Source organism: Streptomyces sp. NPDC107500 (assembly GCF_055582785.1).
Genome location: NZ_JBVJPF010000006.1, coordinates 397,700 through 419,825, shown reverse-complemented (window position 1 = coordinate 419,825; position 22,126 = coordinate 397,700). Strand labels below are relative to the sequence as shown.

Below are 22,126 nucleotides of genomic sequence, written 5' to 3'. Positions count from 1 at the left end.
TCCCCGCACCGCAGTGATCAACTGCTGAAAACTGTAGGCGAGACCACTGACAACGCCGTCGGCGCAAGGGACGGCCGGGGCGGAGAGACCCCTGAGCCGCCCTCAGTTGTCCAGGCGGACCGGCATCAGCAGCGAGAACGTGCCCTCGTCGTCGGTCCGCCGGATCGCGAGCGGCGCGGTGGGGGCGCCCAGCTCCAGGACCAGCCGGTCCCGCCCCGCGGCGGCGAGCGCGTCCAGCAGGAACCCGCGGTCGACGGCGACGGCGTCCCGGCCCTCGTCGCCCTCCCCGCACACGGTTGCGGTGCCGTCGTCCGTCACGTCGAGCACACTCGTCTCCCGCGCGGTCCCGCCCTCGTCGCGCACCTCACCGGCGCGGGCCGGCCCGTCCGTCAGGGCCGCCCGGAAAGCGGCCACGTCGACGACGGCGCGGCGTCCGGCCGGCAGTCGCACCAGACGCCGGTAGTCGGGGAAGTCGTACGCGAGGCGCGGCCCGGCGGCCTGGCCGTCCCCGGCCTCCAGCGTCACACGGTCACCCTCCACACCCAGGTGGACGGGCCCGTCGCCGCCCAGCAGGGCGCGCATGGCGTCCACGAGCGGGGCGGGCACGATGACCTGGTCACGCGGCCCGCCGTGCCCGGTGGCAGTCGTGCGCGCGACGGCCATCCGATACCGGTCGGTGGCCACGACGTGCAGCGTGTCGCCCTCCACGTCGAACAGGACCCCGCCGAGCATCGGCAGCTCGGGGTCGGCGCCGACGGCGAATCGGACCGCGTCGAGCGCGGCGGCCAGTCCGTCGGCGGGCACGGACAGCCGGACGGAGTCGGTACGGGGCGAAGCGGTCATGGGACTCTCCCTCTGGTCGAGCAGGACTCGGAGTGCGGAGAACTCGCTGCGGGCATCGGCCAGCCCACGTTCGAGCCGGCGCAGGTGCGCCTGGAGGAGTCCGCGCACGAGGTCCGTGTCCGGGCCGGACCAGCCGGCCAGCACCAGCCGGATGTCCGCCAACGGCATCCCGGCCCGCCGCAGCCGCGCCAGCAGCCGGGCCTCGTCCAGCTGCCCCGGCGCGTACCAGCGGTACCCGCTCACCGGATCCACCCAGGCGGGCACCAGTACACCGGCGCGGTCGTAGAACCGCAGGGTGCTCACGCCCAGTCCGCTGTCGCGGGCCATCTCACCAATGCTGCGCATCTCGCTCTCCACGTCCGGAACCCTGGGCCCTTGACCAGGTCGAGGGTCAATCCCGACCCGGCCGGCCCGGCCCCCCGGCAGGAGGCGCCCGCGCGTCTGCCATTCTTGCGCCGTGCAGAAGCCCAGCGCCGTCACTCCCGACGCTCCCGCACCGATACGCGTGCCACTCCTCACCCAGGAGTGGCTCGACCTCGCCTTCATCCACTGGGCCGTGAATCCCGCCGACGTGGCGGGACTCATGCCGCGCGGCACCGTCCCCGACACGCACGACGGGCTCACGTACGTCGGGCTGGTCGCCTTCCGGATGCACAGGGTGGGCTGGTTCCGGCTGCCCGGGGTTCCGTACCTCGGTTCGTTCCCGGAGACCAACGTCCGCCTCTACAGCGTGGACACCCATGGCCGCCGTGGCGTGGTCTTCCGGTCGATGGACGCCTCGCGGCTGATCCCGGTGGTGATGGGGCGCGTCGCCTTCCGGCTGCCCTACCTGTGGTCCCGGATGAGTGTCCGTACCGTCGGCGACACCGTGACCTACACCAGCTCCCGCCGCTGGCCCGGCCCGCGCGGCGCCCGCAGCCGCATCACGGTACGGCCCGGCGAACGCATCCACGAGCCGACCGCCCTGGAGCACTTCCTCACCGCCCGCTGGGGCATGCACAACATGTTCTTCGGCGGGGCGGCGTACCTGCCCAACCACCATCCCCGCTGGCCTCTGCACCGGGCCCAGCTCGTCACGTGTGACGAGGACCTGGTCGCGGGCGCCGGCATCGAGGCCCCCACCCGTGCCCCGGTGAGCGTCCTCTACTCGCCGGGCGTCCCCGTCCGCCTCGGCCGCCCCGCCCTCGCGGCGAAATCGTGACTCCCACCGATTCCTACGTCGACGCGGGCGGGCCCGGGGAGCGAAGGACCAGCAGGGTGATCTCGCTGGGGGCGAAGACGCGGAACGGCGGGCCCCAGAATCCGGTGCCGCGGCTGGTGTAGAGGAGCGTGCGGGAGCCGTGCTCGCTGAGGCCGGCGAGGGCGGGCTGGTCGAGGCGCACCAGGTGGTGGAAGGGCCAGATCTGGCCGCCATGGGTGTGCCCGGAGAGCTGGAGGTCGATGCCGGCGGCTGCCGCGCGGTCGACGAACTTGGGCTGGTGTGCCAGGAGCAGGACGGGCAGGTCGGGGTCGGCGCCGTCCAGGGCCCCGGCGAGGTGGGCGCGGTGGCCCGCCAGGCCGGAGGACTCGGCGGTGACGTCGTCCACGCCCGCGACCACGAGGGTGTCGCCTCCGCGTTCGAGCAGCACATGGCGGTTGCGCAACGGCTCCCAGCCCAGCTCGTCCATCAGGTCGACCCAGCCCTGGGCCTCGCTGTAGTACTCGTGGTTGCCGGTGACGTAGACGCGGGCATGGGTGGCCCGGACGGTCCCGAGCGGGGCGGCCTGGGCGCGGCGGCGTTCGGCCGTGCCGTCCGCGATGTCGCCGGTGTGGCAGACCAGGTCGGCCTCCAGGGTGTTCACCGTCTCGCACACCCGCGCCGACCAGCGGGCGCGATCGAGGGGACCGTAGTGGGTGTCGGTGATGAGGGCGACGCGAGTGCCGTCCAACCCGGCTCCCAGCCGGGGGAGTCGCACGTCGAGCCGGCGCACGCGCGGCACGCGGCGGGCCTCGGCGTACCCCCAGGCGAGCAGTACGGCGGTCACACCGAGGACGGCCCAGGTGACGATGCGGGCCCGGTCCTGCCCGTCGCCGACGCCGGCCACGGTCAGGGCGAGCCGGAGGAGGACGCCGAGCAGGACGGACCACGTGAACAGAATCCAGCCGGCGCCCAGCAGGGTGTCTCCGACGATCGCCGCCCGGTCCTGCTGACGCCGGCCGTGGCCGCGCGCCATCGCGAGCGGCATCCCGACGAGGCCGAGCACGAACAGCGCGCTGGCGGCCAGCGTGACGGCCAGCGGCCAGTGCTGCCCGGCGTACAGGAGCACCCAGCAGGGCACGGCCCACAGGAGTACGGGGGCGACGAGGGGGAGGTAGCGCATCACGCGGTGCAGCCGGCTCTGCCGCGGAGTCCGCGCTTCGCTCTCGGCGGATCGGGTGTTGCTGGTGTCGGTCACGCTGCCCCTCTCTGACCAAGGCGGCCGTCTCGCGCACTGTATCCGGTCGCCCTCGGGCAGTCCGGACCGGCAGTGAGGGGCACCGCACGCCGGGAACCCGCCCCCGGGCTCCAGAAGAAGCCGAGTTTCCGACCTCGGCTGAAGCGGTGCGGCGCGGGAGGCCGCGGAGGGTGTGCCCCGTGCTAGCGTTGTGCTTTTGCTGTGTCGCTGTTCGGTGCTCTGTCGGGTATCTCTGATCGGCGGCCGCTTCCCTGCCGCGCCTTCCTCGGTACGGTCCTTTCGGAGGAAGGCTTTCTGTGAGCGAATCAGTAGGTGCCGGTGCTTGGCAGCAGGACCGTGTGTCCGAGGCGTCGGGCGCAACTTCGGCGATGCCCGCCGTGACCTCCTTCGCACGGCTGGGACTGCCGCCCGAGGTTCTGCAGGTGCTCGACGAGCATGGTGTCACCGTGCCCTTCCCCGTCCAGGCGGCGGCGCTGCCGAATGCGCTCGCGGGACGGGACGTCCTGGGCCGGGGCCGCACGGGATCCGGCAAGACGCTCGCCTTCGGCCTGGGGATGCTCGCCCGGACGGCCGGGCGGCGCGCGCAGCCCAAGGAGCCGCTGGCGCTCGTTCTGGTGCCCACCAGGGAGCTGGCGCAGCAGGTCGGTGAGGCGCTCACCCCGTACGCCGAGGCACTGCGGCTGCGGCTCGCGACCGTGGTGGGCGGTGTGTCCATCGGACGGCAGGCCGCTGTGCTGCGGGACGGCGCCGAGATCGTCGTCGCCACGCCCGGTCGGCTGCACGACCTCATCGAGCGCAAGGGCTGCCGACTGGGACGGGTGCGCATCACGGTCCTGGACGAAGCCGACCAGATGTGTGGCATGGGGTTCCTGCCGCAGGTCACAGAGATCCTGGACCAGGTGCGTCCCGACGGGCAGCGCATGCTGTTCTCAGCCACCCTCGACCGCGACGTCGACCAGCTGGTGCAGAGCTACCTGCGCGAGCCCGCCGTCCACTCCGTGGACCCCTCGTCGAGCGCGGTCTCCTCGATCGAGCACCACGTCTTCGTCGTGCACGGCCCGGACCGGTACGCCCTGACCACGGAGATCGCTGCCCGGGACGGCCGCGTCCTGCTGTTCCTGGACACCAAGCACGGCGTCGACCAGCTCACCCGGCATCTGCGGGCCAGCGGCGTGGCCGCCGCCGCCCTGCACAGCGGGAAGTCCCAGCCGCAGCGCACCAGGACCCTGGCCCAGTTCAAGAGCGGGCAGATCACCGCGCTGGTGGCGACGAACGTCGCCGCACGCGGCCTGCACGTCGACGACCTCGACCTCGTGGTCAACGTCGACCCGGCCACCGACCCGAAGGACTATCTGCACCGCGCGGGCCGCACGGCTCGGGCCGGCCGCTCCGGCACCGTCGTGACACTCGTCGTCTCGGGACAGCGTCGCGAGACGAGTCAGGTCGTGGCGGCCGCCGGCGTCGCCCCCAAGGTCACCAACGTGCGGTCCGGCGAGGCGGAGCTGAGTCGGATCACCGGCGCCAAAGCCCCCTCCGGAAAGCCTCTCGACGGCGGGTCGGCCGTACCGCGCCCCAAGAACCGCAATGTGCCGTTCGGTGGCCTGGGCAGTACCAAGGACGCGAAGAGCGGTTCCGGTGGCAGGTCGTCGTCCCGCAAGAGCAGCGAGGCCCGCAAGCTCGCGGAGGCCCGCAAGGCGGCCCGGGTGCGGCGCGGCGGCTGAGACCGCTTCCGGGGCTGCCTGGCGGTGTCTTCGTCCACGTTCAGGCCGAGGATGGTCCGCGTCATGAGGCAGCTCGAAACCTTCCTGTGCCGGCTCGGCTTCGCCACGGCATGCCGGGGAGAACAGTCGTCGACCGCTTCTTGGGTGCGGCCGATGCGGCGGCAGTGACGTGGCCGATCGGGGCCCGGGCGAGCGGTTGCGGGGAGCGGTACAGGAACACCTGCCCGAGCAGTCGACCCGCCGCACGAAGACACTCCCCGGTGCGAAATACTCTCCCGGTGAGTGCACGCACATCCCCGACCAGCCGTCCGATCACGATACGGAGGGCCGTCGCGCGGGATGCCAAACGGCTCACGCGGCTTGTGCGCGGCTCAGGCGCCTACGAGGGCAAGTACGCAGCCGCAGTGGCGGGCTACCGGGTCGGTCCTGATTACATCGAGGCCCACCGCGTCTTTGTGGCCGTCGCGGGTGACGAGCATGGAGGCCGGGTGCTCGGGTTCTACTCGCTCGTCCTCGCTCCACCGGAGCTCGACCTGCTTTTCGTCGCCGACGAAGCGCAAGGGCGGGGTATCGGACGGCTGCTCGTGGCGCACATGCAGTCCGAGGCCCGTGCCGCCGGGCTCGACCGTCTCAAGGTCGTGTCGCATCTTCCCGCCGAGGACTTCTACCACCGTGTTGGTGCGGTGCGGACCGGGACCGCGTTCGCGAACCCACCCGCCGTGCCGTGGGACCGTCCCGAATTCGAGTTCCGCGTTCCTTCGGAATGACGCGTTGTGCCGGTCCCGCAGGGCACCGGCTTCGCCTGCACGGTGACCGCATGCAGGAGCCGCTGGACGCCACGCGCTTTGTGTGTGTCGTCGCCTCTGCCCTGGCGGGTGATCGCTTGCGCCAGCGGTCTCGCGCGGCTGCTCCCTTGCCTCCGGCACTCCCAGAGCGGTGAGCTCGTCCATCGCGGACTGCCGGCCGGGGTCTACAGCCGCGACAGCGCGACCGCGTCCCGGGTGGTCGGCCGTGACCCTCGTTTCAGGCTGTGTACGCCCGCACGATGCGTGTGCAGTGCGTTGCCACCCCGACCCGCTGGGGTGGCTGCTGACTCCCGTGCCCGGCGTCGATGGCGGCGGGGCCGCGGCCGGAACCGGGACTGTGCTGCCGGGTTGTGGTTCAGGCGTCGATGATGACGGGGATGATGAGGGGCTTGCGGCGGTAGGTGCGGAACGCCCAGTTCGCCACGGCGCGGGCGACGAGTTGTTCGAGTTGGCGAGCGTCCCCGACGCCTTCCTCGGCCGCGGTGGCCAGGGTCTTCTCGATGACAGGGATGACCGGCTCGAAAGTGGCGTCGTCGTGGACGAAGCCCCGGGCCAGGAAGTCGGGGGCCTCGGCGAGGACGCCGGTGTCCGCGTCGACGATCGCCACCACCGTGACCACGCCTTCGGCGGCGAGGGTGAGGCGGTCCTTGAGGGACACTTCGGTGGCGCCGCCGACTTCCATGCCGTCCACGTAGACGTTGCCCGCGGATACCTTGCCGGTGATGGTCGCGCGCCCGTCCACGAGGTCGACGACGACGCCGTCCTCGGCGATGACGACCCGCTCGGGGTCGACACCGGTACGGATGGCGAGGTCGGCGTTGGCCCGCAGGTGACGCCATTCGCCGTGCACCGGCATGACGTTGCGGGGTTTGACGATGTTGTAGCAGTAGACGAGTTCGCCGGCGCTGGCGTGCCCGGAGACGTGCACCTTGGCGTTGCCCTTGTGGACCACGTGGGCGCCCCATCGGGTGAGGCCGTTGATCACCCGGTAGATGGCGTTCTCGTTGCCGGGGATGAGGGAGCTGGCGAGCAGGACGGTGTCGCCCTTGCCGATGCGGATCGTGTGGTCGCGGGTGGCCATCCGTGACAGCGCGGCCATCGGTTCGCCCTGGGAGCCGGTGCACACCAGAGTGACCTTGTGGTCCGGGAGCTTCTCCAGCTCCTTGGTGCTCACGACCAGACCGGACGGGACCTTCAGATAGCCCAGGTCACGGGCGATGCCCATGTTGCGGACCATCGACCGGCCGACGAAGGCGACCTTGCGGCCGTGCTGGTGGGCGGCGTCCAGAACCTGCTGGATACGGTGCACATGACTGGCGAAGCTGGAGACGATGACCCGGCGCGGCGCGGTGCGCATCACCTGCTCGATCGCCGGGTTCAGCTCACGCTCGGACGTGGTGAAGCCGGGTACTTCGGCGTTGGTGGAGTCGGTGAGGAACAGATCCACGCCCTCCTCGCCGAGGCGTGCGAAGGCCCGCAGATCGGTGATGCGGTCGTCGAGAGGGAACTGGTCCATCTTGAAGTCGCCGGTGTGCAGCACCATCCCGGCGCGGGTGCGGATCGCGACCGCGAGGCTGTCGGGGATGGAGTGGTTGACAGCCACGAACTCGCAGTCGAAGGGCCCGAAACCGCGCCGGTCGCCCTCCCGCACCCGCACCGTGCGCGGCCGGATGCCGTGTTCCTTGAGCTTGGCCTCCAGGAACGCCAGCGTCAGCTTGGAGCCGACGACGGGAATGTCGGACCGCTCGCGCAGCAGGTACGGCACGCCGCCGATGTGATCCTCGTGGCCGTGGGTGAGGACCACGGCCACGATGTCGTCCAGGCGATCCCGGATCGAGGTGAAGTCCGGCAGGATCACGTCCACGCCAGGCTGGGTCTCCTCGGGGAACAGCACGCCGCAGTCGACGACGAGCAGCTTGCCGGCGTGCTCGAAGACGGTCATGTTGCGGCCGATCTCACCTAGGCCGCCCAGGGCGATGACCCGCAGTCCTCCTTCGGGAAGGGGCGGGGCGGCTTTCAGCTCGGGGTGCGGATGGCTCATACCCTGACGGTACCCGGAGAGCGGGACGAGTTGATCGACCGCCTGCGCGGTCTTCTTTTCCCGACGGAGCGGGATACCCGCAGCGGGTGCCTCGACACGATCGGATCACGCCGGCCTCCGGAACAGGCAGGGGTGAAGGCGGTACCACCTTCCGGGAGACTCCCGTGCGTGTCAGACACAGGAGCGCGAAGGCTCCGGCCAATCACGGGCTGTAGTCGTTATTCCGTGTTGCCTGGAGCGCGACGATGCCTCCAGGCAACCGGCTTCAGACTCTAGAAGAAGCCGAGTTTCCGAGGGCTGTAGGAACAGAGAAGGTTCTTCGTCTGCTGGTAGTGATCCAGCATCATCTTGTGGTTCTCCCGGCCGATGCCCGACTGCTTGTACCCGCCGAAGGCGGCGTGCGCCGGGTACGCGTGGTAGCAGTTGGTCCACACGCGTCCCGCCTGGATCGCGCGTCCCGCGCGGTAGGCGGTGTTCATGTCGCGGGTCCACACCCCGGCGCCGAGGCCGTACAGCGTGTCGTTCGCGGTCTTGATCGCGTCGTCGAAGTCGTCGAAGGACGTGACCGAGACGACCGGGCCGAAGATCTCCTCCTGGAAGATCCGCATGCGGTTGTGGCCCTCGAAGATGGTCGGCTGGACGTAGTAGCCGCCCTTCAGCTCGCCGTCGTGCTCGATGCGCTCGCCGCCGGTGAGTACCTTGGCGCCCTCCTGCCGGCCGACGTCCAGGTAGGACAGGATCTTCTCCAACTGGTCGTTGGAGGCCTGCGCGCCGATCATCGTGTCCGTGTCCAGCGGGTGGCCCGGCTTGATCGACCGGGTGCGGGCGACGGCGGCCTCCATGAACTCGGCGTAGTTGCCGCGCTGGATCAGGGCCCGGGACGGGCAGGTGCAGACCTCGCCCTGGTTGAGCGCGAACATCGTGAAGCCCTCGAGCGCCTTGTCGCGGAAGTCGTCGTCCCGCGCCCAGACGTCGTCGAAGAAGACGTTCGGCGACTTGCCGCCCAGCTCCAGCGTGACCGGCTTGATGTTCTCCGAGGCGTACTGCATGATCAGCCGCCCGGTGGTGGTCTCGCCGGTGAACGCCACCTTCGCCACCCGAGCGCTGGACGCGAGCGGTTTGCCCGCCTCCACGCCGAAGCCGTTGACGACGTTGAGGACACCGGGCGGCAGCAGGTCCGCGACCAGGCTCAGCCAGTAGTGGATCGACGCCGGGGTCTGCTCGGCGGGCTTGAGCACCACCGCGTTCCCGGCCGCGAGTGCGGGGGCGAGCTTCCAGGCCGCCATCAGGATCGGGAAGTTCCACGGGATGATCTGGGCGACGACACCGAGCGGCTCGTGGAAGTGGTACGCGACGGTGTCGTCGTCCAGCTCGCTGAGCGAGCCCTCCTGGGCGCGGACCGCTCCGGCGAAGTAGCGGAAGTGGTCGATGGCCAGCGGGATGTCGGCCGCCAGCGTCTCGCGCACCGGCTTGCCGTTCTCCCAGCTCTCGGCGACCGCGAGACGCTCCAGGTTCGCCTCCATGCGGTCGGCGATCTTCAGCAGGATGTCGGAGCGCTCGGTCACCGAGGTGCGGCCCCAGCCCGGGGCGGCCTCGTGTGCCGCGTCGAGCGCCCGCTCCACGTCCTCCGCCGTTCCCCGCGCGATCTCCGTGAACGGCTGACCGTTCACCGGTGACGGGTTCTCGAAGTACTGCCCGCGGGCCGGAGGCACGTACTCGCCGCCGATGAAGTGGTCGTAGCGCGACTGGTAGGAGACGATCGCGCCCTCGGTGCCGGGCGCCGTGTAACGGGTCATCCTGAATGCCTCCTCGTCGAGCGCTGCCCGCCGTTGGACAGCTCTGCGCGTGAGGCTAGGCAGCGGGACGTTGCAGGCACGTTGCGCCGGCGACGGTCACCACGGGCCCGGCGCCGTCAGTTCCGACTCCAGCGCGGCGAGCCGGGACCGGGTCGCCGCCGTGGGCCGGACCGTGGCGAGCGCGCGCCAGACGTCGAGGTCGTCCTCACCCCACGGCGCGTGCGCCCAGTCGGCCAGCAGGTCGGGATCACTGCGGGCGATCAGCGCGGCCCGCAGCCCGTCGGCCAGGCGGCGCCGGAGCCGCACCACCGCCGGGGCCTGGGACCCGGGCAGCAGCGGACCCGCGTACGCCGTCGCCGCCCCGGTGACCGCTCCCGCCCGCAGACGGCGCTCGACGACGGCGGCGTCGGACTCCACGGGCATCGTGAGCCGGTACGGCCGGGACGCCAGCCGGCCGGGCCCCACGACGGCGCGCAGCCGGGCCAGCTCGGCCCGCAGGGTCACCGGCGGCACCGTCTCGTCCTCGTACAGCGCACACAGCAACTCGTCGCCGGTCAGGCCCTCCGGGTGCTGGGCCAGCAGCACGACGATCTCGCTGTGCCGTCGGCTCAGCCGGACCCTGCGGCCGTCCGCGCCCAGCAGGGCCTCGTCACGGCCCAGCGCGGTCAGCTCGGCTGCCTCGCCCGCGGGTGCCTCCGGAGCGAGCAGGGCCAGCTGTGACTCGGCGGCACGCGCCACCGCCTGCACGAAGCCCAGGCTGTGCGGGTGTGCCAGCCCGTCCCCGCCGGTGATGTCCACGGCGCCCAGCACCCGCCCGGTGCGCGGATCGTGCACCGGAGCCGCCGCGCACGTCCACGGCTGCACCCGGCGTATGAAGTGCTCCGCCGTGAAGACCTGGACCGGACGGCCGACCGATATCGCCGTGCCCGGCGCGTTCGTCCCGACCGCGGACTCCGCCCATCGGGCACCCGGCACGAAGTTCATCCGTCCCGCCCGGCGCCGGGTGGCCGGATGCCCCTCCACCCAGAGCAGTCTGCCGTGCGCGTCGCACACCGCGAGCAGATGCTCGCCGTCGGCGGCGAAGGTGCCCAGGAGTTCCCGGACCAGCGGCATCACGCGCGCCAGCGGATGCTCGGCTCGGTAGGCGCCGAGGTCGCCGTCCATCAGCTCCACGCTCGCCGTGCCGTCAGGACCCACCCCCGCCCGCACCGACCGCCGCCAGGACTCCGCCACCACGGCGCGCACGGGCCGCGACACCGTGCCCGCCGCGGTGAACGTCTCGTGCGCGCGGCGCAGTGTCCGGGCGCGTTCGGCGGGGTCGGCCCCCGGTTCCAGAGCCAGCCATGAATCAGTCAACTCGGCCTCCCCGGACAGTGATGGGACGGGAGACATCGTCACTCCGCCGACACGCGCGGACAACCTCTTCGACCAGCCGGATCAGCGCGACGCGGTGTCTGCCGCGGCCGAGGCCAGGTTGACCAGTCTGATGTAGCGGGTCCAGTCCCAGTAGGGCCCCGGGTCGGTGTGGTCGCTGCCGGGCACCTCGTGGTGCGCGATGATGTGCGTGCGGTCCATGGGGATGCCGTACGTGGTGCAGATGGCCGCGGTGAGCCGGGCCGACTGCTCGTACATCGCGTCCGTGAAGTACGCCGGCTGGTCCACCCACCCCTCGTGTTCGATGCCGATGCTGCGGGTGTTGTAGTCCCAGTTGCCCGCGTGCCAGGCGATGTCCACCTCTCGGACGCACTGCGCCACGTGTCCGTCGGCGGACCGGACGACGTAGTGCGCGGACACCTGCCTGTCGGGGTCGCGGAAGATGGAGAGGGTGTCGGCGTACGTTTCCTGCGTGACGTGGATGACGACGTAGTCGACGGGATAGGCCGTGGGCCTGCTGGACCGGCTGTAGTTGGACGCCGTCGCGGGCTGCCACTCGGCGGAGGGGTAGTCGACCGCCCGGGACCGTGCGGCGGCCGGCGTACCGGAGAGCAGGGTGAACGGGACGGCGGCGAGCGCGGCGCCCATCAGAATCCGCCGCCTGGTCGGAACCGGAGCTGTCCTTTCCCTGTCCATGGATGCCCTTTCGTCGGTGGGCCCTGGAGCCCGGTGGGGGGAGTGGGTGCTCAGCTGTTCGGTCATGCCGAGGAGAAGTCCGGCCCTGCCGAGGAGGGCAACGCCGACGGTCCGTCCACCCTGGCTGCGGGGTGCGGCCGCGCAATCACCGTACGGGGGACGGGGATTGCGCAGAAGAACGCCGCGCCGTTCCGTGGACGGCCACCGCCTTGTGGACAACTCGGTCACTCGATCGAGTGAAAGAAGGGCGTGAGTGGGCCCCTCGCCGAGCCCTCTGAACGGCTCAGGCGCGCTCCGCCACCACCGCCGGGTCGTCCAGGACCGCCCGGACCACGGAGTGCGCCGCGCCGAGCAGCGGCCCCTGCGGGCCCAGGTCCGACACCGAGACCGGGCAGGCCGGCCCGGCCGTGCGCCGGGCCAGTTCGTCGCGCAACGACGGCAGCAGCCAGGGCGCGAGCCCGGCCAGCGCTCCGCCCAGCACCACGCTCTCGGGATCCAGCAGGTTGACCGCCCCGGTCAGCGCGATGCCGAGCGCCGTGCCCGCCTCGCGCAGGGCGCGCCGCACGTCCTCGTCGCCCGCCGCGGCCCGTCCGGCGAGCAGCCCGACGCGGTCCTCGCCCGGCTCCACGCCGGCGGCGCGCAGCACCGCCTTCTCACCCGCGTACTGCTCCAGGCACCCGCGCCCGCCGCAGGGGCACTCCGGGCCGTCGGGCCGGACCGGCACATGACCCAGCTCGCCCGCGAATCCGCGCGTGCCCCGCAGCAGCCGTCCGTCGAAGACCACGCCCGCGCCGATGCCGATCTCGGCCGAGACGTGCAGGAAGTCCCGGGGTGTCCCGTCGCCGAGCCAGAGTTCGGCGAGTGCCCCGAAGTTGGCCTCGTTGTCCACGGTCAGCGGCAGGTCCGCAGGCAGCAGCGCGCCGAGGTCGGCGTCGTGCCAGTCCAGGTTCGGGGCGCGTACGACGGTGCGGCCGTCGCGCGCCACGAGACCCGGCACGGCCACCGCCAGCCCCGCCGGCCACAGCCCTTCGGACTCGGCCTCCGCGACGACCTGCCGCACCAGAGCGGTTAGCCGTTCGATCACCGGCTCGATGGAGCTGTCCCGGTTGCTGCCGTACCGCACGGCACGGGACCGCACCCGGCCGCGCAGATCGACCGCGCAGACCGCGAGGTGGTCGACGCCGACCTCCGCGCCGATGCCCGCCGGGCCGCGCGCGCTGACGGCGAGCGCCGACCCGGGCCGCCCCACCCGGCCCGGCCGCTCGGGACCCAGCTCCTCCAGCAGGCCCGAGCGGATGAGTTCGTCGACGAGGGTCGAGACCGCCGCGCGTGTGAGCCCGATCCGTGAGGCGACGGCGGCCCGGGACAGCGGTCCCTCCGCGCTGACGGTGTGCATCACCCGGGCGAGGTTCCGGCGGCGCATCCCCTGCTGGGTGTCCGGAAGCGTGCGCCCGTGCCGGGCCGGTTCGGCTTCGTGCGGCGGTGCGGTCATGCCTCCGTCAATCCTCGGTCGGTCGTCGCCCGGGTCACCGCGTCCTCAGCGGGAATCCGTGGACCGCTCCAGCAGCGGTGCCGCGTCGGAGAGTACCCCGGTGATCCTCGCCAGCGTCGCCTCGTCCCGCTCCACGGCGTCGAGTACCGGTCCGGCCGCCGTGTTCCAGCGGCGGGCGACCGCGCCCGCGTCCTCGCCGGTCAGCAGGCCGGCGGCCTGTGCCGCGGCGCCGAGCGCGACCAGCTCCTTCGCCTCGGGGATCTGGACGGGACGCCCCGACAGCCGCCGTACCGTCTCCTGCCAGGCGCCCCCTCGCGCCCCGCCGCCGATCAGGAGCAGCGGCGCCGACGGGTCGGCGTCGGCGTCGAGCACCAGGTCGAGGGCGTTGAGCAGCGAGTGGACGGCGCCGTCGTACGCGGACTGGAGCAGCTGACCGGCGGTCGTGTCGTGCCGCAGTCCGTGCAGGAGCCCGGAGGAGTGCGGGAGATTCGGGGTGCGTTCGCCGTCCAGGAAGGGCAGGAGCGTCGCCTCGGTGCCGGGTTCGACGGCCTCCCGGTCCAGGCCCAGCAGGGTCGCCACGCGGTCCACGGCGAGCGTGCAGTTCAGCGTGCAGGCGAGCGGCAGCCAGTCACCGCGCGCGTCGGCGAATCCCGCCACCGTGCCGGTCGGGTCGGCGGGGCGCAGCCGCGAGACGGCGTACACGGTGCCGGACGTGCCGAGGCTCATCACCGGTACACCGGGACGGAGCCCGAGCCCCAGAGCGGCGGCCGCGTTGTCACCGGTGCCCGCGGCGACCAGGGTGCCCTTGGTGAACGGAAGGCCGTGGCCGTCGCGCACGGTGCCGGCCACCTCGCCGGGCCGGACCACCCGGGGCAGCAGTGCCGGGTCGAGTCCCACGCGCGTGAGGACGTCCTCGTCGTACGCCTCCGTGCCGGACGCCCACCAGCCGGTGCCGGACGCGTCGCCCCGGTCGGTGGTGCCCTCGCCGGTGAGCCGCTCCGTCAGGTAGTCGTGCGGGAGGCGTACGGCCTTCGCCGCGCGGACCGCGTCCGGTTCGTGTTCGGCCAGCCAGGCCCACTTGGTGACCGTGAAGGACGCGCTGGGCACGCTGCCCGTGCGCTCCGCCCAGGACTTGGGCCCGCCCAGCTCCTCGATCAGACGCCGGGCCTGCGGGGCGGAACGCACGTCGTTCCACAGCAACGCCGGGCGCACCGGCTCGCCCTGGGCGTCCAGGGTGACGAGCCCGTGCTGCTGCCCGCCGATCGACACCGCGGCCGCCTCGCGGGCGGCGTCGCCGCACTGGCGCAGCGCCTCGCCCAGCGCGTCCCACCACTGGCGCGGATCGCTCTCCCGGCCGGCTCCGGAGGACACGGTGTGGGGGGCCTGGCCGCTCGCGACGACCCGGCCGGTGGCCGCGTCGACGACCAGCGCCTTCGTGGACTGAGTGGATGTGTCCACACCGACGACGAGCGGACCCTCGGCTGCTGACATCGGTCTACTCCCTCTCCCCGGACTTCACTGCTTCGGGCACTGGCACACCTTGTCCCTTCCCAGGACCGTGTGTGCATACTAATTTGTAAAGCGCCATGACGAAATAGTCGGCAGCGAGTGATCGGCAGCGAGTGAGGAGCCGCGGAATGAACTACCAGCCCACTCCCGAGGACAGGTTCACGTTCGGTTTGTGGACGGTCGGCTGGCAGGGCCGTGATCCGTTCGGCGACGCCACCCGGCAGGCCCTGGACCCTGCGGAATCAGTCCGTCGCCTGGCCGAGCTGGGCGCCCACGGCGTCACGTTCCACGACGACGACCTGATCCCGTTCGGGTCGAGCGACTCGGAGCGGGAGGCGCACGTCAAGCGCTTCCGGCAGGCCCTGGACGCCACCGGCATGAAGGTGCCGATGGCGACGACGAACCTGTTCACGCACCCGGTGTTCAAGGACGGCGCCTTCACGGCGAACGACCGGGACGTGCGCCGGTACGCACTGCGCAAGACGATCCGGAACATCGACCTCGCGGTCGAGCTGGGTGCGAGCGTGTACGTCGCCTGGGGTGGCCGGGAGGGCGCGGAGTCCGGTGCGGCCAAGGACGTACGGGACGCTCTGGAGCGGATGAAGGAGGCCTTCGACCTGCTGGGCGAGTACGTCACCGAGCAGGGCTACGACTTGAGGTTCGCGATCGAACCGAAGCCGAACGAGCCGCGCGGTGACATCCTGCTGCCGACGGTGGGCCACGCGCTGGCGTTCATCGAGCGCCTCGAGCGGCCGGAGCTGTACGGCGTGAACCCGGAGGTCGGCCACGAGCAGATGGCGGGGCTGAACTTCCCGCACGGGATCGCGCAGGCGCTGTGGGCGGGCAAGCTGTTCCACATCGACCTCAACGGCCAGTCCGGCATCAAGTACGACCAGGACCTGCGGTTCGGCGCGGGCGACCTGCGGGCGGCGTTCTGGCTCGTCGACCTGCTGGAGCGGGCCGGGTACGCGGGCCCGCGGCACTTCGACTTCAAGCCGCCCCGCACCGAGGACCTCGACGGCGTGTGGGCGTCCGCGGCCGGCTGCATGCGCAACTACCTGATCCTCAAGGACCGCGCGGCCTCCTTCCGCGCCGACCCCCAGGTGCGGGAGGCCCTGGCCGCGGCGCGCCTGGACGAACTGGCCCGCCCGACCGCCGAGGACGGCCTGGCGGCACTGCTGGCCGACCCGACCGCGTACGACACCTTCGACGTGGACGCGGCCGCCGCGCGCGGTATGGCGTTCGAGCACCTCGACCAGCTCGCCATGGATCACCTCCTCGGCGCTCGCTGAGGCACACGGAGGGGTCCGTCGCGGACCGGTCGGCTCCGGCCTCCCTCCGTGTGCCGGAAGGAGGCCGGAGCCCTCGCGCGGGAAGTGCGCCGCCGCGCGGGGGCGGGACGTCAGGGCTGGTCCGCGGTCCCCAGGGCGACCGAGGCAAGTGCCGTGGCCGGGTCCTGGACCGGCCCGCCCACGGGCACCCAACGGCCACGCTCCTTGCGGTACGGCCACCAACGGCCGTTGTGGTCCAGGCGGAGCTGCCGCGGTTCCCCGACGACGGTCCACCGGTTGGCCCGCGCCCGCATCGACGGGCGTTCGTCGTCCTCCCAGGCCGACTCCAGCGCGGCACGCGCGCGTGCGAGCGCCTCGCCCTCCGGTGCCCACTCCTCCTCCAGGACGGACAGGGCGGTCACGCCGCCGAGCCGCCACGCGCCCACGGCGACGGCCAGCGCCTCCGGTGTGCGTCCCGAACCCTCGCCGAGTCGTCGCAGTACCTCGGGGCCGGGCTCGCCCGCGGCCAGCCGTACCGCGTCCTGCGATGCCGTCGCCTCTCTGTCCGAGGCCTGCTGCTCGTGCCCGCCGCGCAGGGCCTCGGTGAGCAGGCGGTGCGCGTCCGCTGCCGCCCTGGAGGCCAGGTGGGCCACGGCGGACGGATCGACGCCGGACGGGGGTGCCGTCTCGGTGTCCAGGGAGGGCGGCACGCCCGGGCCGTCCCCGAGTTCGGGTGGCGCGGGCAGCGGAGGCAGCACGTCCCCGGCCGCGTACGCCTCGCCGGCGTCCACGCCCTCCCGGCGGGAAGCGGACTCCCGCGCGGGTGCGCTTCCCTGCGCCTGGAGTGCCTCGAGCAGGGCGCCCTCCGCGCGGCCTCGCATCAGCAGCAGGATGAAGGGGTCTTGGTCCAGCAGCCTGGCCACCTGGTAGCAGAGGGCGGCGGTGTGCCCGCAGTGGTCCCAGGCGCCGCAGTCGCACTCCGGCTCCAAGTCGCCCATGCCGGGCAGCAGATCGATGCCTGCGGTCGCCGCGTCCTCCACCAGGTGCGGGGGCATGTCCCGGTCCAGCAGCGCCGCGACGTGCCCGGAACGCTCAATCGCCATGTCGACAAAACGATCCCACTGTGCGTCGGACAACTGCTCCAGCAGGACGTCGGCCCGATGTGCCGTGCGATCGCGGTCCTGGACGACGGCCGTGATGCGTCCCGGCCGCACCGACACGGCGCCGACCGCTCCCGCGCGGGCGAGACGGCGGCCCGACTTCACCTGGGCCGTGTCCATCGCCGCGTCCTCCAGCGCCTTCAGCCAGGCCAGGCCCCACCAGGTCTGGGCGAAGCCCCGTCCGTGCGCCGGTGGCAGCGCGGTGAACGTCCGCTCCGTGTCGTCGTACCGGGTCATCGGGCACCCCCTCGCAGTTCGACCAGGTCGGCCAGTTGCGCGTCCGTCAGCTCCGTGAACGCCGCCTCGCCGGTGCCCAGTACCGCCTCGGCGAGTTCCCTCTTGCGGTGCAGCAGGGCGGCGATGCGGTCCTCGATCGTCCCCTCGGCGACCAGCCGGTGCACCTGCACGGGGCGGGTCTGGCCGATGCGGTAGGCGCGATCGGTGGCCTGCGCTTCCACCGCCGGATTCCACCAGCGGTCGTAGTGCACGACGTGCTCCGCGCGTGTGAGGTTCAGCCCGGTGCCCGCCGCCTTCAGCGACAACAGGAAGACCGGCACCTCCCCCTCCTGGAACCGGCGGACCATCGACTCGCGTGCCGTGACGGACGTGCCGCCGTGCAGGAACAGCGACGCCACGCCGCGAGCGGCCAGGTGGCGTTCGAGGAGACGGGCCATCTGCACGTACTGCGTGAAGACCAGCACGCTCGCCTCTTCGGCGAGGATCGTGTCGAGCAGCTCGTCGAGCAGCTCCAGCTTCCCCGAACGGCCCCCGATCCTCGGCCGGTCCTCCTTGAGGAACTGCGCCGGGTGGTTGCAGATCTGCTTGAGGCTCGTCAGCAGTTTCACGATCATGCCGCGTCGCGCCATGCTGTCGGCTCCGGCGATCTCCGCGAGCGCCTCGCGCACCACCGCCTCGTACAGGCCCGTCTGTTCCGCCGTCAGCGACACGGGACGGTCGGTCTCGGTCTTCGGCGGCAGCTCGGGTGCGATCCCCGGATCCGACTTGCGGCGTCGCAGCAGGAAGGGCCGTACGAGCCGGGCGAGTCGCTCCGCCGCGGCAGGGTCCTCGCCGCTCTCGACGGCCTGGGCGTACTGACGGCGGAAGGTGCCGAGCCGGCCCAGCAGTCCCGGGGTGGCCCAGTCGAGGATCGCCCACAACTCCGAGAGGTTGTTCTCCACCGGAGTGCCGGTGAGCGCCACACGCGCGCGTGCGCCGAGGGAGCGCAGTTGGCGCGCGGTCTCCGAGTACGGGTTCTTCACGTGCTGGGCCTCGTCCGCCACGACCATGCCCCACGGCACGGCGGAGAGACGTTCGGTGTCCAGGCGCATGGTCCCGTAGGTGGTCAGCACGAACTCGCCGTCCGCGAGGCCGTTCAGGTCACGTCGGGTGCCGTGGAAGCGGCGAACCGGCGTGCCGGGCGCGAACCGCTCGATCTCCCGCTGCCAGTTGCCCATCAGGGAGGTCGGGCAGACCACCAGGGTGGGCCCGGCGGCGGCCGGGTCGGTCTGCCGGTGCAGGTGCAGGGCGATCAGTGTGATGGTCTTGCCGAGGCCCATGTCGTCGGCGAGGCAGCAGCCGAGGCCCAGTGACGTCATGCGGACCAGCCAGTTGAGCCCCCGCCGCTGGTAGTCGCGCAGGGTGGCGTCGAGCGCGGCGGGCTGCGGGACCGCCTCCTGAGCCTCGGGGTCGGCGAGCCGCTCCCGCAGCGTCGCCAGCCAGCCCGTGGGGCGCACCTCGACGCGGTGTCCGTCGACGTCCGTCGAGCCGGTGAGAACGGCCGCGAGCGCGTCCACCGGTGCGACCTTGTGGTCCTGCCGGGCGCGGGCGCGGTGGACCTCCCCGGGGTCGACCAGCACCCATTGGTCGCGCAGGCGCACAAGGGGCCGGCCTGCCTCGGCGAGCAGGTCCAGCTCCTCGCGCGTGAGGCTCTTGTCGCCCAGGGCGAACGTCCAGTTGAAGGCGAGCAGCGCGTCGGCGGACAGTAGCGAAGGGCCGCCCTCTGCGGCGGCCGCGAGCGTCGCCCGCGCGTCGTCCGGCGGTCCGACCTCCGCGCGTGCGGTCAGATCGCGGGCCAGCTCCCTCGGCCAGTGCACGTCGACCCCCGCGCCCGCGAGCGCCCGGGACCCCGTGCCGAGCAGCTCGGTCACGTCCGCGCCCGCGAGCTCGACGGCGTCCGGCACGGCGGCCGACAGCAGCGGTGTGAGCGCCGGCCAGGCCCGTGCCGCGCGGCGCAGGGCGAGCAGGGCGTCCATACGCGCGCGCGTGCCGAACGCCTCGCTCACGGCCCCGGCCCACACCTCGGCGGCGTCGGCGACGAGCGCGGGGTCGCTGACGCTGTGCACCTGGAGCACCGCCCGGAAGGCGGGCTTCTCCTCGGCGGGAGCGTCGGCCGACAGGCCCCGCACCTCGACCCGCAAGGACAGCCGCACCCCCGCGTCGTGTCCGGCGGCGACGTCGGCGGCCCACTCGCGCAGCTCGGGCATCCGCCGCGGTTCCCGTGAGGCGTAGGCGGGCCCGGCCGTCACCAGGGCGGCGGCGGGAGAGCGGGGCAGTGTGTCCGCCACGGCGTCCAGGAAGGCGCGTACCAGGCGTTCCGGGTCGTGAAGCCGCGGCGGATCGGTGTCGTCCACCGGGACCGCGTGTGCCTCTGGCGGCATGGCGGCTGCGAGATGGCGGACCCGCTCGGTCTCCTCCGCGCCCAGCGGGCCGGCCCGCCAGGCATCGTGGTCGGCCGTGGACAGGCCGGGCAGCAGCAGCCCGCGCGCGACCAGGTGCAGCGCCTCGACGGCGGCGGCGCCCCAGAAGGCCGACGACCGGTGGGCGTGCGCGGAGGTACGGGCGCGCGTGAGGACCGGCAGGGCCGCCCGCAGTGGCAGCACCACCGCGGGAACGCTCACCCGTCCCACACCGTCGTCGTCGGGCAGGACGACGGTCAGGTCCTCGGCGGTCGGGTTGGCCCGGCCGCCCGGGGTGCCTCCGGGTGCGGCGCCGTCGGGCCGCCAGAAGGCCACGGCGCCGGTGCGGCCGGGTTCACCGGGCAGGAAGACAGCGCAGCAGCCGACGAGTGCGGAGATCTCGGAAGGGGTTTCCGGGAGAGCGGTCTGCACGGTGATGATGTATTCCTCAAATTTGACTAGCCAGTATGCGGCGGCCGACTGTACACCACTCCTGAGGTCTCGGGGTGTGGATGATCTGTGGCATGGGTCACTATTCAAGTGGAGAGGTGTTCCCTCTACCGGATGGACGGATGGATGCGCCGACGAGCGGTTACGCCGACGGTTCTTTCAGGGTTGTCGGGGTCCGGACTCAGGGACGTCTCAGGGTCGCGGTCCGGAACCGCCGGGAGCGCGGGCCCGTTTTCAGGACAGAGAGCGGCAGTGGCCGCGAAGGAGGCGACACCATGTCGAAGAACGCCAAGGTCGCAGCAGGGGGTGTGGCGGTCGGGCTCATCCTGCTGATCTGGCTGCCCTGGTGGGCCGCCCTGCTGATAGTTCTGGGAGTCCCGGCCGCCGCTTACCTCACCCTGGACCCCTCCCAGCGGCGCCGGCTGCGCCGGACCACGCGCAGGGAGATAGGGCGTTGACGCGCCGGCGCCGCCGCGTGCCCGGCTAGCGCAAGGGGCAGGAGTCGATCACGTCGCCGTCCGCGGGCTCGCCGACCGTGTGGTCCGCGGGCGGCGGCGTGCCCCGCTCCACCCACGCGGTCAGGGCGTCGAAGGCCGAGCGGTAGCAGGGCAGGATCGGCCGCAGCCGGTCGGGATACGTGTCGTACAGCCCGTCGACATGGGTTCCGCCCCGGACGGTGTAGTAGCGGTGCAGCGCGCCTCGCCCGCGCGCGTCGATCATGCGCGCGTACACGTCGGAGTCGGCGGCCTTGGGCAGCAGTGCGTCCAGATCGCCGTGCAGCGTGATCAACGGCTTTCCGATGCGTCCGGTCAGTGCCACCCGGGCCACCGCGCGATGGACGGAGGCAGGACGTGCGGCGTAGTCATAGGCGGCGTCGGAGGCGCACGGCGCGAGGATCTCCGCCAAGGAGGACCCTGCCGTGCTGCCCGGGCAGCGTGGGTCGTACGACGGATCGAACTCGGCCCGGTAGATCTTCTGCGTCACGCCCCAGTAGGCGTTCTCGTGGTACGGCCACAGAAACTCGGAGCCACGGGCGAACCCGGCCGCGTACAGGTCCTCGTCCCGGGCCGAGCCGAGCGTCCGGGCGACCGCGGTCGGCAGCGAAGTGAGCAGGCTGGGCCCGTCCGCCGTCCACAGGGCTCCCTCCCAGTCCACGCCACCGTCGTAGAGCCCGGGGTGGTTCTCCAACTGCCAGCGGGTGAGATAGCCGCCGTTGGAGATGCCGGTGATGTACGTACGGCGTGGCGCGTGGCCGTAGCGCTGGGCCGCCACCCGCCGGACGGCCCGGGTCAGCTGGGTGGTGCGCGCGTTCCACTCCGCGACCGCGTCTCCGGGACGGACACCGTCCCGGTAGAAGTCGGTTCCGCTGTTCCCCTTGTCGGTGGCGGCGTACGCGTACCCCTGCGCGAGGACCCGGTCGGAGATCGCCTTGTCCGTGGCGTACTGCTTGCGGTTGCCGGGCGCTCCCGTCACGACCAGGCCGCCGTTCCAGTGGTCCGGCAGCCGGATCACGAACTGCGCGTCGTGCCGCCAGCCGTGCGTCGTGTTGAAGCGGGAGGAGTCCGGGAAGTACCCGTCGATCTGGACGCCGGGAACGCCGGACGGCGTCCTGGTGCCGACGGCCGTCAGTCCGGCCTGGTCGGCCAGGTCGGTGTACTGGGTGCCCGCCAGCCCGGTGGTGGTCAGATCGGCCAGGCAGGCGCCGCGTTGCAGGGCCGCGCCCGGCACCCGCACGCCCTCCAGCCGGGCACAGTGTCCCTCCGTCTCCGCCGCGGCGGTGGCGGCGGGAGCCGGCCCGGTGAGCGTGACGGCCGTCAGGACGGCGGCGAGGAACGGGACACCACGGGACAGACGCAT

16 protein-coding genes are annotated in these 22,126 nt (G+C 72.4%); 5 read left to right on the top strand and 11 right to left on the bottom strand.

Annotation, left to right across the window (positions count from 1 at the left end; all coding sequences use genetic code 11):
* Window positions 1–102: 102 nt before the first annotated feature.
* The gene (locus ACZ67M_RS25485; protein WP_469852874.1) at window positions 103–1,188 is read right to left on the bottom strand and encodes a DNA polymerase III subunit beta family protein; all 1,086 of its coding nucleotides are present in this window, start codon (window positions 1,186–1,188) and stop codon (window positions 103–105) included.
* Window positions 1,189–1,300: 112 nt separating this feature from the next.
* Between ACZ67M_RS25485 and ACZ67M_RS25480 the strand changes: the two genes are divergently transcribed.
* A complete protein-coding gene (locus ACZ67M_RS25480; protein ID WP_469852872.1) occupies window positions 1,301–2,044 on the top strand; it encodes a YqjF family protein in 744 nt (247 codons plus the stop codon).
* Window positions 2,045–2,057: 13 nt separating this feature from the next.
* On the opposite strand, the gene ACZ67M_RS25475 is transcribed toward ACZ67M_RS25480, so the two are convergent.
* Window positions 2,058–3,278, bottom strand: a complete 1,221-nt coding sequence (locus ACZ67M_RS25475) for a metallophosphoesterase (RefSeq protein ID WP_361355824.1) — start codon at window positions 3,276–3,278, stop codon at window positions 2,058–2,060.
* Between the two features lie 368 nt (window positions 3,279–3,646).
* On the opposite strand from ACZ67M_RS25475, the gene ACZ67M_RS25470 reads away from it, so the two are divergent.
* Window positions 3,647–4,999, top strand: coding sequence for a DEAD/DEAH box helicase (locus ACZ67M_RS25470; protein ID WP_469852871.1), 1,353 nt, complete (start codon window positions 3,647–3,649; stop codon window positions 4,997–4,999).
* 278 nt (window positions 5,000–5,277) lie between these two features.
* Entirely contained in the window at window positions 5,278–5,766 is a 489-nt protein-coding gene (locus ACZ67M_RS25465; RefSeq protein WP_392102883.1) for a GNAT family N-acetyltransferase, read from the top strand.
* A 394-nt stretch (window positions 5,767–6,160) separates the two neighbouring features.
* Here the strand turns inward: ACZ67M_RS25465 and ACZ67M_RS25460 are convergent, their stop codons facing one another.
* The 6 genes from ACZ67M_RS25460 to xylB all read right to left on the bottom strand — a co-directional run bounded on the left by ACZ67M_RS25460 (window position 6,161) and on the right by xylB (window position 14,695).
* Window positions 6,161–7,846: a ribonuclease J gene (locus ACZ67M_RS25460; RefSeq protein WP_385795172.1), complete on the bottom strand. Its 1,686-nt coding sequence runs from the start codon at window positions 7,844–7,846 to the stop codon at window positions 6,161–6,163.
* 272 nt (window positions 7,847–8,118) lie between these two features.
* Window positions 8,119–9,642, bottom strand: a complete 1,524-nt coding sequence (gene exaC / locus ACZ67M_RS25455; RefSeq protein ID WP_469852868.1) for an acetaldehyde dehydrogenase ExaC — start codon at window positions 9,640–9,642, stop codon at window positions 8,119–8,121.
* A 96-nt stretch (window positions 9,643–9,738) separates the two neighbouring features.
* Window positions 9,739–10,998, bottom strand: coding sequence for a GAF domain-containing protein (locus ACZ67M_RS25450; protein ID WP_392237952.1), 1,260 nt, complete (start codon window positions 10,996–10,998; stop codon window positions 9,739–9,741).
* An 81-nt stretch (window positions 10,999–11,079) separates the two neighbouring features.
* On the bottom strand, window positions 11,080–11,712 hold the full coding sequence (locus ACZ67M_RS25445; RefSeq protein WP_392102887.1) for an N-acetylmuramoyl-L-alanine amidase: 633 nt from the start codon (window positions 11,710–11,712) through the stop codon (window positions 11,080–11,082).
* A 283-nt stretch (window positions 11,713–11,995) separates the two neighbouring features.
* Entirely contained in the window at window positions 11,996–13,204 is a 1,209-nt protein-coding gene (locus ACZ67M_RS25440) for an ROK family protein (protein WP_467323774.1), read from the bottom strand.
* A 45-nt stretch (window positions 13,205–13,249) separates the two neighbouring features.
* Window positions 13,250–14,695, bottom strand: a complete 1,446-nt coding sequence (gene xylB, locus ACZ67M_RS25435) for a xylulokinase (RefSeq protein WP_469852865.1) — start codon at window positions 14,693–14,695, stop codon at window positions 13,250–13,252.
* Between the two features lie 146 nt (window positions 14,696–14,841).
* Between xylB and xylA the strand changes: the two genes are divergently transcribed.
* Window positions 14,842–16,005, top strand: coding sequence for a xylose isomerase (xylA, locus tag ACZ67M_RS25430; RefSeq protein WP_385795158.1), 1,164 nt, complete (start codon window positions 14,842–14,844; stop codon window positions 16,003–16,005).
* A 110-nt stretch (window positions 16,006–16,115) separates the two neighbouring features.
* Here the strand turns inward: xylA and ACZ67M_RS25425 are convergent, their stop codons facing one another.
* Complete coding sequence (locus ACZ67M_RS25425; protein ID WP_469852863.1) at window positions 16,116–17,381, bottom strand: SWIM zinc finger family protein; 1,266 nt, start codon at window positions 17,379–17,381, stop codon at window positions 16,116–16,118.
* Window positions 17,378–20,251: a DEAD/DEAH box helicase gene (locus ACZ67M_RS25420; RefSeq protein WP_469852861.1), complete on the bottom strand. Its 2,874-nt coding sequence runs from the start codon at window positions 20,249–20,251 to the stop codon at window positions 17,378–17,380. The genes ACZ67M_RS25425 and ACZ67M_RS25420 overlap by 4 nt, the downstream gene beginning before the upstream one ends.
* A gap of 293 nt (window positions 20,252–20,544) precedes the next feature.
* Here ACZ67M_RS25420 and ACZ67M_RS25415 point away from each other — a divergent pair, with 293 nt between their 5' ends.
* Window positions 20,545–20,727, top strand: coding sequence for a hypothetical protein (locus ACZ67M_RS25415; protein ID WP_122620855.1), 183 nt, complete (start codon window positions 20,545–20,547; stop codon window positions 20,725–20,727).
* A 25-nt stretch (window positions 20,728–20,752) separates the two neighbouring features.
* Here ACZ67M_RS25415 and ACZ67M_RS25410 read toward each other — a convergent pair whose 3' ends face one another.
* Window positions 20,753–22,126: a tannase/feruloyl esterase family alpha/beta hydrolase gene (locus ACZ67M_RS25410; protein WP_469852859.1), complete on the bottom strand. Its 1,374-nt coding sequence runs from the start codon at window positions 22,124–22,126 to the stop codon at window positions 20,753–20,755.